This is a genomic window from Clavibacter sp. A6099 (assembly GCF_021919125.1).
GTDB lineage: Bacteria > Actinomycetota > Actinomycetes > Actinomycetales > Microbacteriaceae > Clavibacter > Clavibacter seminis.
On the sequence record NZ_CP083439.1, the window covers coordinates 34,425 to 45,829 of the forward strand.

Genomic DNA, 11,405 nt, shown 5'->3' on the forward strand with positions numbered 1-11,405 from the left:
CCTGGAGGACCCCACCGCACTCGCGCTCATCGCCCTCCTCACCTTCGACCCGCCCACGATGGAGGACTTCGGCGGCCCGGGCGGCCCCGGCGGACCGATGGCCGGGCTCGTGCTCGGCGGCCTCGTATCGCTGCTGCTCCCGCTCGCGGCCGTCGTGCTCGGCATCGTCATCGCGGTGTCGGTCGTGCGCACTCGACGGGCGACGGAGCGCATCGAGAAGCGGCTGGATGCGCTGGAGCGTTCGTCGCGCGATGCGTCGACGGCCGGCCGCGAGGCGACGGACGCCCGTCCGGACGCGACGCCGCGCTAGCCGCGGGATCGGGCGTCGCGGCGCACCCCGCGTCGCCGGGCCCGCTCCGCCGCATCCGCCATGGCCTCCGCGTGCGCGGTCTTGGCGCGGCCGATCGCAGCATCGTCGTCGCGGCGGATGGCGATGCCCTCGGCCACCTGCGCGCGCAGTGCCCGGATCGAGTCGCGGAACGTGGGCGCGAAGTCCGCGTGCTCCTCGTCCCGCTCCTCCTCGCCCACCGGGAACCGCCGCAGCTCCGCCGACGCGTCCTCGGTCGACGAGCCCTCGGCCGGCGGCCGCTCGAGGTGGGCGAGGCAGAGGCGGGCGACCTCGTCGGCGTGGTCGTGCATCACCGAGTGCGCGGCGCCGGGGATCTCCCACAGCCGTGCGCGCGGCAGGAGCCGCCCCATCTCCTCCACCCACGCGCGCGGGACTACGGCGTCGTGCTCGCCGCGGATCACGAGGGCGCTGGCACGGATGCCGGGCAGGCGCGCCTCGATCCGGAACGACATCATGCGCGGGAGCACGCGGAGGAACCAGCGCACCCCGCAGACGAGGTAGGCGCGGATGGCGAGCACCTGGATCCGGCGGGGTTCGTGCAGCGACGACCGCAGGAACCGCATTGCGGCCACCGGCATCGAGCGCGCCGCCGGATCCACCACCGGGCTGATCATGACGAGCGTGCTGATCCCGGGGCGCCTGGCCGCGAGATCCGCCACCATCTGCGTGCCCATGGAGTGGCCGACGAGCACCGGGTCGTCGAGGCCGAGCTCGTCGATCGCGGCGCCCACGAGGTCGGCGTACTCGCGGATGGAGAGCGCCCGCCCGGGGTGGCGCACGCCCGCGAACCCGGGCAGGTCGAGGGCGTGCACGGTGCCGTGCCCGTCGAGGCGGGGCGCGAGGCGCTCGAAGTAGTCGGAGCTCACGCCGATGCCGGGCACGAGCACGAACGCGCGGCCGTCGGGGCTGCCGAGGGTGCTGATCCGCACGGTGAGGCCGCGATGCACGAGGCGCGTGACGCGGACGGTCGTGGCGGGGCGGCCGTGCTCGGTCATGCGGTGCCTCCTGCGGCGGACGGGTCGTCGGGCGCGATCCGCGAGGCGTCCACGCTAGGGCACGGCCGCCGGACGTCCGCCGAGTCCTCCCGCCCTCGTGTCTCGCGCTGATGCTCCCATGGTGGGTATAGTCCCGTCCATGACCGCGACAGCCTTCTGGATCCTCACCGCGCTCGCCGCGGGACGCCGCCACGGGTACGCCGTGCTCGCCGACGTCACGCGCCTCAGCGACGGCGAGGTGACGCTGCGGGTGACGACGCTCTACGCGTCGCTCGACCGGCTGGTGCGCGAGGGGCGGATCCGCACCGCGGGCGAGGAGGTCGTCGACGGCCGTGCCCGTCGCTACTACGAGATCACCGACGCGGGTCGCGGGGAGCTGCAGGCCGAGGCCGACCGGCTGCAGGCGCGCGCCGCGGCGGCCCGGGCGAGCATCGCTGCCGCCGCACCCGCGCGCTCGCGTCCCGTGGCGACACCCCGCGCCACCGCGACGGCGGCCCGCGCATGACCGCGTCCCGGCGGGAGGCCCACGCCCGGCTGCTCCGCTGGTACCCCGCGGCCTGGCGCCGGGCCGACGGCGACGTGATGCTCGACACCCTCGAGGAGCATGCCGACGCCGAGGGGCGTGCGATGCCGACGCGCGGCGATGCCTGGTCCCTGCGCGCCCACGGGCTGCTCGAGCGTGTGACCCCGCGGGCGATCCTCGTGGTCGCGGCGGCCGCTCTGGTGCTCGCCGTGGCGCTGCCGGCCGCGGCGCTCTCCTCCCTCTTCCTCGAATCGCCCGTGCTCCTCGCGATGCCGTGGGCCGCCGCCCTCCTCGCGACCCTCGCGCTGATCGGACTGGTGGGCAGGTCGGGCGTGCTCCGGGCCGATTCGGCGCTGGCGGCGGCGGTGCTCGCCGTGCCGTCGTGGATCCTCGGCGCGGTCGCGGCCGCAGCGTGGTCGATCGGGTTCGACGAGGCGGACGCCGGGGAGTCTCGGAGTGCGTTCTCGTCCGCCTTCGCCGCGCTCGCGCTGGCCGCCTGGCTGCTCGGGGCGGCGTCGCTCGCGGTCGTGCTCGCAGGTCTGCTCGGGATCCGCTCGGCCGTCGCGCGCTGGATCGTCGCGGTCGTCGTGGCCGTGCCCGGCGCGCTCCTCGTCGGCGGCGTCGCGCTGACGTCCGGGGCCCTGGCGCTCGCGCTGGCCGCGCTGATCGCGTCGGCGCGGCATCGCATGCGAGGCCGCGGGCGCGACGTCGGCTTCGCGGTGGACGGATCGGCCTCGGTGTCCGCCGCCCGCGCCCCGCTGTCCGCCTCCGGGCGCCGGGCCGTCGTGATCACCTCTCTGATCGGATCCGCCCTCGGGCTCGCATGCGCCGCCTTCGCGCTCGCCGGGAGCGCCTGGCTGCCCGCCGTGGGCGACGCGACGGACGCCATGAGGGCCGGCATCGCAGTCGGCTCGGTCGTGGCGCTCCTGCCGGTCGCCGCCGGCGCGGCCGCCCTCCGACCCCGGCTGGGACGCGTCGTGATCCCCGCGGCGGTGTCCCTGGGCGCCGCGTTCGCCACCATCGCGGCGTCGTACGCGGTGCCGGGCCTCGACGCCGCGGCTCCGGGCTACCTGGAGGTGGCCGCGGTCCTCGTGGGAGCGGCCGGGGCAGCGCTCCTGCTGCCCGTCCTCTCCGGCGGCCGGGTCGTGCGCGGGATCCTCGTGGTGGGCGTCGCCGTCGGGATCGCCGCGTTCGCCGGCATGGTGGTCGCCGTCACAGGCGCGTTCCTGGCCCCGGTGCTCGGCGTCGTCACGGCCGTCCTCGTCGCCCGTCGCGCGCGCGTCCCCCGGCGGACGCAACCCGCCTAGCGCGACGCGCCCGGTCTCAGCCCTGCGCGTCCCCGCCCGACACGCACAGGCAGAACGGGTGCCCCGCCGGATCCGCGTACACGTCGAAGCGGTCGGGCGCCGTCGGGTCCGCGGCCGGCTGGAGCAGGCGGCCGCCGAGGGCGACAACGCGCTCGCGGCCCTCGGCGAGGTCGTCGACATAGAAGTCCAGGTGGATCTGCTGCTGCTGGCGCGGGCCCTCGCCCGGCCACACCGGCGGCACGAAGTCGGGGGCGAGCTGGATCCCGATCCTCCAGTCGCCGTCGACTCTGACACTGTGCCAGTCGTCCTCCGCGTGCACCTCGCCGCCGAGGAGCCCGGCCCAGAAGGCGCTCTCCGCGGCCAGGTCCGGTGCGTCGAGCACCACGATCGTCTGCCGGATCCTCATGCGCGGTCCTTCTCTCGTCGGCGAGCGGGTGCTGCCAGCCTGGCACCGGCGTCCGACACCGACCAGGATCCGCCGCCCGCGCCCCTGGGATCCGGACCCCGACCACCGGTAGGTTTGACGACACGGCGCGTCTCGCGCCGGAACACCCTGCGGGCATCGTGGCTCAGCCGTCGTACGCGACGGCGGGAGCGTGCGGTGGCCGTCGGGCCACCAGTCACCTCCTGAAAGGAGCGACCATGACCGCCCCCTCCGTCCAGCTCTACACGGTCCGCGACGCTGTCTCCGCGGACCTGCAGGGCGCCGTCGCCCGCGTCGCCGAGATCGGCTACACGCAGGTCGAGCCGTACGCGTTCGTCGAGCGCGCCGACGAGTTCGCCGCCGCCTTCGCCGCGTCCGGCGTCACCGCGCCCTCCGGTCACGCGCCCGTCATCGACGGCGACGACGACCAGGCCTCCCGCACCTTCGACGCCGCCGCGAAGCTCGGGATCCAGACGGTCATCGACCCCTTCATCCCCTCCGAGCGCTGGCAGACCGCCGACGACGCGCACAAGATCGCCGACCGCGTCAACGAGCTGCAGGTGCAGGCCGCCGCGCGCGGGCTGGCCTTCGGGTACCACAACCACCAGTGGGAGTTCGCGAACAAGGTCGACGGCCGGCCCATCTACGAGCTCTTCGTCGAGCGCCTCAACGACGACGTCGTGCTCGAGCTCGACGCGTTCTGGTCGACCGTCGGCGGCATGGACACGCCCGCCCTCCTGAAGCAGCTCGGCGACCGCGTCAAGTTCCTGCACGTGAAGGACGGCAAGATCTCCGACGCGATCGCCAAGGTGCTGCCGAGCGCCGAGTCCGCGCTCGTCGTGCCGCCGGAGCTCGCGCAGGCCTTCAAGATGCAGGAGCCCGCCGGCCAGGGCGACGTCGACGTCGCCGCCGTGCTCGCGGCCGCGCCCCACGCGCTGCGCGTCGTCGAGTTCGACGACTACGCAGGCGACGTGTTCGACGGCATCGCGGCGTCCTTCGCCTGGCTGCAGGAGAACGACAAGTGACCGGCGGCACCGGCCGCGTCGGCGTCGGCGTCATCGGCGCGGGCGTCATCTCGGGCACGTACCTGGAGAACATGACGGCGATGCCGGACCTCGAGGTCCTGTTCGTCGCCGACATCGACCTCGACCGGGCCCGCTCGCGCGCCGAGGAGCACGGCGTGCCGAACCACGGCACCGTCGACGAGCTGCTCGCGATGGACGAGATCGAGATCGTCGTGAACCTCACGCTGCCCGCCACGCACGCCGAGGTCGGCCGACGGATCGTCGCGGCCGGTAAGCACGTGTGGAGCGAGAAGCCGCTGGCCCTGGATCACGAGTCCGGCCAGGACCTGCTCGAGGCGGCCCGCGCGGCCGGTGTGCAGGTGGCGTGCGCGCCCGACACCGTGCTCGGCGCGGGGATCCAGTCGGCCATGCGCGCCATCGCCCGCGGCGACATCGGCGAGCCGCTCACCGCGACGACGCTCTTCCACGTGCCCGGCCCCGACGCCTGGCACCCGAACCCCGAGTTCCTGTTCGCGCGCGGCGCCGGACCCCTGTTCGACATGGGCCCGTACTACGTCACCACGCTCGTGCACGCGTTCGGCGCGGCGGAGACGGTGAGCGCGGTCTCCTCGACCTCGCGCACCACGCGCACGATCGGCAGCGGACCCCGCGCGGGCACCGACTTCCCGGTGGAGGTGCCCACGCACCACGCGGCGCTCATCTCGTTCGCGGGCGGGCAGTCGGCGCAGTCCACGTTCAGCTTCCAGAACGCGCTGCCGCGCATGGGCTTCGTGGAGATCTCGGGCAGCGAGGGCACCATCGTGCTCCCCGACCCGAACACGTTCGAGGGCGACAGCCAGCTGTGGCGCTTCGGGCAGCAGGAGCCGGAGACGCTGACGGCTCACGGATCGACGTACGGCCGGGGTTCCGGCGTGCTGGACCTCGCGCGCAGCATCCGCGGCGGCGACCCCGTGCGCGCATCCGGCGAGGTCGCGGCGCACGTGCTCGACGTGCTGCTCGCGATCCGCGACGCGGCCGACAGCCGCGAGGTCGTGAAGGTCGCGTCGAGCGTCACGAAGCCGACGCCGCTGGCCGAGGACTGGGACCCGGCGGCGGCGACGCTGTAGCGCCGCGTCCGCTCGGACCGACGGCCCCGCATCCTCCGTGGATGCGGGGCCGTCTCGCGCTCGGCGCCGGGCGTCGCGCGGGGGAGACTGGACCCGTGCCCGCACCCTCCGACCGCCCCGCCGACGCCGAGATCGCCGCCCGGCTGGCCGCCGCCCTCCGCGCGCCCGACGCGTCCGCCCGGCTGCAGGCCGCGCTCACCGCGGGCACCCGGCCGGATCCCGCGCTCGTCGAGGGCCTGATCCACCGCTGCCGCGTCGAGCCCGACCTCAACGTGCGCGAGATGCTCACGTGGGCGCTGATCCGCCACGACCCCGAGCAGACGATCCCGCCGCTCATCGCCGAGCTGACGTCGCCCATCCCGCAGGCCCGCAGCCAGGCGCTGCACACGCTCTCCAAGATCGGCGACCGGCGCGCGCTGCCCGCCATCACGCCCGCGCTCCTGCGGGATCCGGACGACCACGTCGCGCGCACCGCGTGGCGCACGGCGTCGGGCCTCGTCGACGGCGACCGGGATCCGGCCGGCGGGCGCTGGCTGTCGCAGCAGCTGGCGTCGCAGCTCGGCCGCGGCGGCCGCGACACCCAGGCGAGCCTCGCGCGCGCGTTCGCGAGCGTCGGGCGGGCGGCGATGCCGGTGCTCGAGCGGTCGCGGCGCGCGGCGGACGCCCGGGTGCGGATCCACGCGCTCGCCGTGCTCGCGCAGCTCGCCGACCCGGAGCTCCGCTTCGACGACGCGATGGACGAGGCCCGCCGCACCTCCTTCGGCGCGCACCTCGCCCGGCGGCCGGGCTTGCACCTCCCGTAGCGTCATGTGATCGGGTGGTCCCATGACCCACCCCGCCGAGACCCACCCGACCGAGGACGACCCCGTCGTGACCGCCTCCCCGATCCCCATGCCGACCCCGCCCCGTCGGGTCCGGATCGGCGACGCGGCCGCGTTCGTCGGCGTCACGCCGCGGACCATCCGCCACTACCACCAGATCGGCCTGCTCCCGGAGCCCGAGCGGGGCACCGACGACCGGCGTCGCTACGGGTACGCCGACATGGTCCGGCTGATGTGGATCCGGCGCATGGCCGACGCCGGGATCGCCCTCGAGGACATCCGCGCGGCCTTCGCCGACCCGGAGGCGGGGGAGGGTGCCGGTGCTGCCGCGGATGCCGCCGCTCGCGCCGCCCGCGCCGCTCCCGCTGCCCCGGGCGCCGCCGCTGTGGACGACGACGTCGCCGACGTCCTCGGCCGCCTCGAGGCGACCCTCGCGGCCCAGGAGGCGGAGCTGCGTCGGCAGCGGGACGCCGTGCGCCGGCTGCGCGCCCGGGGCAGCCGGCTGGGCCTCCTCTCCGACCTCGTCGCGCGCCGCCTCGAGGGCCTGCCCGAGGGATCCCTCCGCCAGGCCGACCTCGACGCCCTGTTGGTCATGGAGCGCAGCCTCGGCACCCTCGTCGCGGCCCTCAACGCCACCCGGTACATCGCCGTCGCCACGCTGCCCGGCCTGCGCGAGGCGTCCGACCGGGTCGACGCCGCCGAGGAGGCGCTCGACGACACGGTCTCCGTCGACGACCCGCGCGTGGCGGAGGTCGCGGCCGAGCGGCGCGCGTTCGAGGAGGCGCTGCAGGCGGCGATCGAGGGGTCCGACCTCCCGCAGCAGGACGAGGAGCTGGTCGCCGCCTGGGACGAGCTGCACCCCGACGGCGATGGCGACGAGGACGACGCCCGCGGCGGATCCGGCCGGCCGGCCCGGTCCCTGAGCACGATGGACGCCTTCGCGAAGATGCCCTACGACTTCTCCCCGGCCCGCCTCCGCTCCATGGAGCTGGCCATGGACTTCGTGGTGTGGGGGCCGCCCGCGCGGTGAGCGGGCGTCGGCCCCGCCGATCCCCGCGGCCGGGCCGATCCCGTCGCGGAGCCGCGGAGTAGGTTCGCGGCACGGCGCCCCGCGACGGGAGCGCCCGGATCCGCGCCCGCGCGCGGACGACGAGAGGCGCGCCCATGGCCGAGATCGTGCTGTTCCACCACGTGCAGGGCGCGACCCCCGGGGTCCACGCCTTCGCCGACGCGCTGCGGGACGGCGGGCACACCGTGCACGTGCCGGACCTCTTCGACGGGGCCCTGCCCGAGTCCATCGAGGCGGGTCTCGCGCTGATGGCGGGCCTCGCCGACCACGTCGTCGCCGAGCGCACCGACCGGGCGCTCGACGGTCTGCCCGCGGAGCTCGTCTACGCCGGGTCCTCCTGGGGCGGATCCATCGCGCAGCGCCTCGCGCAGACCCGCCCGGGCGCCCGCGGCGCGCTCCTCTACGAGTCGTTCGTGTCGCTCTCCGCGGAGTGGTCCTTCGGGCCGTGGCCGGCGGGGCTGCCGGTGCAGGTCCACGGCATGGCGCGGGATCCGTTCTTCGCGGGAGAGGGCGACCTCGACGCGGCCCGCGAGCTGGTCGCCGAGGTCGGCCCGGAGCTCGCCGAGGTCTTCGTCTACGACGGCGACGCGCACCTGTTCACGGACGCGTCGCTGCCGTCGTCGGATCCGGTCGCCACCGCGCTCGTGCTGGAGCGGTCGCTGGAGCTGCTCGCGCGTCTCGGCTGATCCGCCCGGGCCCCGCGACCGGTCACGCGGCGATGTGCGCGGCGTCGTCGGACGGGGTCCGCTCCTCCGTCGCGCGCGAGTCCGTGAGCGACAGCGAGCCCACGGTCGCGATCACGCCGGCCCCGACGGCGACGACGATGTAGGCGGTCCGCTCACCTGCGAAGAAGGAGTGGACCAGGTCGGCGCTCCACGCGCCCGCCGGGAGCGCGGTCGTGACGAGCGCCGCGATGAGCGTCCCGACGACCGCGGTGCCGAGGCTCGTGCCGAGCTCCTGCGCGGTGTCGTTGAGGGCCGCGCCGATCGAGGTGCGGTTCGCGGGCATCGACTCGACCAGGGCGACCGCGCAGATGGTCATGATGGTCCGCAGCCCGACGGTGAACACGATCATCGACGCCATGATGGCGAGGTAGCCGTGCTCCACCGCCCAGGCCAGGCCGAGCAGCCCGGCCACCAGGAAGCCGGTGCCGACGAGGCAGGCCATGCGGTGGCCGAGGCGGCTGGCGAACCGCTCGGCGATCGGGCTCGCGGCGATCATCGTGACGATGATGGGCAGGTTCGCGAGGCCGGCCCGCATGGGGCTCCAGCCGTACGCGTACTGGAAGTGCAGGATCAGCCCGAACAGGATGCTCGCGAACGCGACCGACGCCCCGAGCTGCGTGAGCGCCGCGCCTCGGACGGGCCCCGCGCGGAAGATCGCGAGGTCGATCATGGGCGCGGCCGCGCGGCGCTCGCGGAGGACGAAGCCCGCGACCGCGGCGACGGCGCCGAGCGCGCAGGCGAGCGTCAAGGGCGCGAGCCAGCCGCGCTCGACGCCGCTCGTGAGCGTGTAGCAGCCGAGCCCGATCGCGGCGACGGTGAGCACGGTGCCGGGCAGGTCGAGCCGCTCGGAGGTGAGGTCCTCACGGCGGTCGGCCGGGACCCCGAGGCGGACCCCGATCCAGACGAGCAGCGCGATGGGGGCGTTGATCGCCAGCAGCCACTGCCAGCTGACGGCCCCGAGGATCGATCCGCCGAGGAGCGGGCCGAGGACGAAGCCGGACATGCCGACGACCATGACGATGGTGATCGAGCGCATGCGCAGCTTGTCGTCCTCGAAGAGGCGGAAGATCAGCGACATCGTGACGGGAGCCATGGCCGCGGCGGCAGCGCCGAGCTCCGCGCGCAGGGCGATGAGCTGGCCGATGTCGGTGACGAGGACGACGGCGACGCTGATGAGGCCGAAGGCCGCGAGGCCGATCAGCAGGACGCGGCGGCGGCCGAACCGGTCGGCGGCGGATCCCGCGGTCAGCAGCAGGCCGCCGAAGGTGAGCGAGTAGGCGCCCGTCACCCACTGGAGCCCCGTCGTGCCGCTGTCGAGCGCCCGGCCGATCGTGGGCAGCGCGATCGACAGCAGCGTGTTGTCGACCATCTCGACGAAGAAGGCCAGGCAGAGCGCGGCCAGCGGGATCGCCGCGGCCCGGAGGGAGGCGTAGCCGCGGGGTGGGGCGGTGGTGGTCGTGGGGGTGCTCATCGGGGTCCTCTTCTCATCGAACGTCGTACGAGTATCGGACGACGTTCGATAGTATGGAACGACGTTCGGTAGGATGCAAGGCATGGCCGCGAATGGATCCCCGAAGACGGAGGGCGCCCGCACGCCGCCCGCCCGCGCACGAGGCAGGCAACGCGCGTCGCACTCGCTCGACACGGTGCTGGCGGAGGCGATCGCGATCCTCGACGAGTCGGGGGAGAGGGCGTTGACCTTCCGGGCCCTCGCGGCACGGCTCGGCGGCGGCGTGGCGAGCATCTACTGGTACGTCGCGAGCCGCGACGAGCTGCTCGAGAAGGTGACCGAGGAGGTGATGGGCCGGGTCCTGACGGAGACGGAGCCGCTGACCCACGGATCCGACCCGGTCGACAACGTGCGCGCCGTCGCCCTCGCGCTCTTCGACGAGCTCGTGCGCCGGCCGTGGTTCGGGCAGTACATGCTCAGGAACAACGGGCTGCAGCCCAACTCGATGATGATGTACGAGCGCATCGGCCAGCAGCTGCTCGGGCTCGACCTCACGTCGCGGCAGCGGTTCCACGCGGTGTCGTCCATCGTCAGCTACGTCGTCGGGGTCGCGGCCGACCTCGCGGAGCCGCCGCCGCAGGAGTTCCTGGAGAGCGGGCTGGACCGGGAGGGCTTCCTGGGGACGCTCGCCGACCGCTGGCGGGAGCTCGACCCCGAGGAGTACCCGTTCGCCCACGACGCCGCGGGCGAGATGGCGACGCACGACGACCTCGACGTGTTCCGCTCCGGGCTCGACCTGCTTCTGGCCGGTGTCCGCCAGCAGGCCGGGCTGCCGCCGGCGGCGTGACCCGAGCGGGCTAGAGCGCGGGCACCGTCGCCAGCAGCCCCTCCGCCTCGCGCCGCGCCCCGTCGATCTCCGCCGTCCCCAGCCCGCACGCCCGCAGGCACGTGGCGGCGATGGCGTCGCGGTCGGCGTCCCCGGGCTCGCCGCGGCGGCGGAGCTGGATCACGAGCTCGGCCAGCTGGATCAGCACGGCCCCCAGCGCATCCGGCCCGATGAGCGACCGGACGTCGGCGCTCGCCGCGGCAGTGCCGATGCGCCCGTACGCGTCCTGCAGCTCCCGGCGCTGCTGGCGGAAGCCGTCGTAGCGCTCGCCCTGCACCTCGGGCAGCAGGTAGAGCGTGCCGATGTTGTGCGGGGTGTCGGCGAGCGTGCGGAAGTCGACCATCACGAGCGCGTGCAGCGCGGCGGCCGCGGAGGCGCGGTCGGGGACGAGGTCCTCGATGCCGCGCACCACGTCGAGGCTGGGGCGCACCGAGCGCGTGAGCAGCTCGACGAGCAGGTCGTCCTTGCCGGCGAAGTGGTAGTAGAGGGACGCCTGGCGGATCCCGACCCGCTCGGCGATCGCGCGCGTGGACGTGCCGCTCAGCCCGTGCTCGGCGAAGAGCGCGGCGGCGGCGTCGAGGATCTGCTCGCGCGGGCTCAGCGGGGACCCGGCGTCGGGCACCGCTCGAGGGCGGCCGACGCGGGCCGGCTTGTCGTCCTTGGCCATCCCGCCATCCTCGCAGGTGGGGATCACGCGGCGACCCGCGCGGACGGCCGGCGCGCGA

Annotated in this window: 13 protein-coding genes; 9 read left to right on the plus strand and 4 right to left on the minus strand. The window is 75.0% G+C overall.

Going from position 1 to position 11,405, the window contains the following annotated elements:
• Nucleotides 1-58: 58 nt before the first annotated feature.
• Nucleotides 59-310: a hypothetical protein gene (locus tag KYT88_RS00170; RefSeq protein WP_043583601.1), complete on the plus strand. Its 252-nt coding sequence runs from the start codon at nt 59-61 to the stop codon at nt 308-310.
• Here the strand turns inward: KYT88_RS00170 and KYT88_RS00175 are convergent.
• Nucleotides 307-1,344 carry an alpha/beta fold hydrolase gene (locus KYT88_RS00175; RefSeq protein ID WP_043583599.1) on the minus strand — a complete coding sequence of 346 codons (1,038 nt, stop codon included), beginning with the start codon at nt 1,342-1,344 and terminating at the stop codon, nt 307-309. The two genes, KYT88_RS00170 and KYT88_RS00175, sit on opposite strands and share 4 nt — an antisense overlap.
• Before the next feature lie 139 nt (nt 1,345-1,483).
• Between KYT88_RS00175 and KYT88_RS00180 the strand changes: the two genes are divergently transcribed.
• Together KYT88_RS00180 and KYT88_RS00185 are read left to right on the plus strand one after the other, a co-directional pair.
• Nucleotides 1,484-1,849, plus strand: coding sequence for a PadR family transcriptional regulator (locus KYT88_RS00180; protein WP_237583708.1), 366 nt, complete (start codon nt 1,484-1,486; stop codon nt 1,847-1,849).
• Nucleotides 1,846-3,174: a hypothetical protein gene (locus KYT88_RS00185; RefSeq protein WP_043583595.1), complete on the plus strand. Its 1,329-nt coding sequence runs from the start codon at nt 1,846-1,848 to the stop codon at nt 3,172-3,174. The genes KYT88_RS00180 and KYT88_RS00185 overlap by 4 nt, the downstream gene beginning before the upstream one ends.
• A 16-nt stretch (nt 3,175-3,190) precedes the next feature.
• Here KYT88_RS00185 and KYT88_RS00190 read toward each other — a convergent pair whose 3' ends face one another.
• On the minus strand, nt 3,191-3,580 hold the full coding sequence (locus KYT88_RS00190) for a VOC family protein (protein ID WP_043583593.1): 390 nt from the start codon (nt 3,578-3,580) through the stop codon (nt 3,191-3,193).
• A gap of 236 nt (nt 3,581-3,816) precedes the next feature.
• On the opposite strand from KYT88_RS00190, the gene KYT88_RS00195 reads away from it, so the two are divergent.
• From KYT88_RS00195 to KYT88_RS00215, 5 genes are all read left to right on the plus strand, one after another.
• Nucleotides 3,817-4,623, plus strand: coding sequence for a sugar phosphate isomerase/epimerase family protein (locus KYT88_RS00195; protein WP_043583591.1), 807 nt, complete (start codon nt 3,817-3,819; stop codon nt 4,621-4,623).
• Complete coding sequence (locus tag KYT88_RS00200; RefSeq protein WP_043583590.1) at nt 4,620-5,729, plus strand: Gfo/Idh/MocA family protein; 1,110 nt, start codon at nt 4,620-4,622, stop codon at nt 5,727-5,729. The genes KYT88_RS00195 and KYT88_RS00200 overlap by 4 nt, the downstream gene beginning before the upstream one ends.
• A 95-nt stretch (nt 5,730-5,824) precedes the next feature.
• Nucleotides 5,825-6,532 (plus strand): HEAT repeat domain-containing protein, encoded by a 708-nt coding sequence (locus tag KYT88_RS00205; protein ID WP_081840883.1) that lies wholly within the window; start codon nt 5,825-5,827, stop codon nt 6,530-6,532.
• A gap of 22 nt (nt 6,533-6,554) precedes the next feature.
• Entirely contained in the window at nt 6,555-7,580 is a 1,026-nt protein-coding gene (locus tag KYT88_RS00210) for a MerR family transcriptional regulator (protein ID WP_237583709.1), read from the plus strand.
• Nucleotides 7,581-7,678: 98 nt separating this feature from the next.
• Nucleotides 7,679-8,305: a dienelactone hydrolase family protein gene (locus KYT88_RS00215; protein WP_255720128.1), complete on the plus strand. Its 627-nt coding sequence runs from the start codon at nt 7,679-7,681 to the stop codon at nt 8,303-8,305.
• 22 nt (nt 8,306-8,327) lie between these two features.
• Here the strand turns inward: KYT88_RS00215 and KYT88_RS00220 are convergent, their stop codons facing one another.
• The gene (locus tag KYT88_RS00220) at nt 8,328-9,815 is read right to left on the minus strand and encodes an MFS transporter (protein WP_043583585.1); all 1,488 of its coding nucleotides are present in this window, start codon (nt 9,813-9,815) and stop codon (nt 8,328-8,330) included.
• A gap of 82 nt (nt 9,816-9,897) precedes the next feature.
• On the opposite strand from KYT88_RS00220, the gene KYT88_RS00225 reads away from it, so the two are divergent.
• Nucleotides 9,898-10,641 carry a TetR/AcrR family transcriptional regulator gene (locus KYT88_RS00225; RefSeq protein ID WP_043583584.1) on the plus strand — a complete coding sequence of 248 codons (744 nt, stop codon included), beginning with the start codon at nt 9,898-9,900 and terminating at the stop codon, nt 10,639-10,641.
• 10 nt (nt 10,642-10,651) lie between these two features.
• Here the strand turns inward: KYT88_RS00225 and KYT88_RS00230 are convergent, their stop codons facing one another.
• Complete coding sequence (locus KYT88_RS00230; protein ID WP_043583582.1) at nt 10,652-11,347, minus strand: TetR/AcrR family transcriptional regulator; 696 nt, start codon at nt 11,345-11,347, stop codon at nt 10,652-10,654.
• Nucleotides 11,348-11,405: the final 58 nt, after the last annotated feature.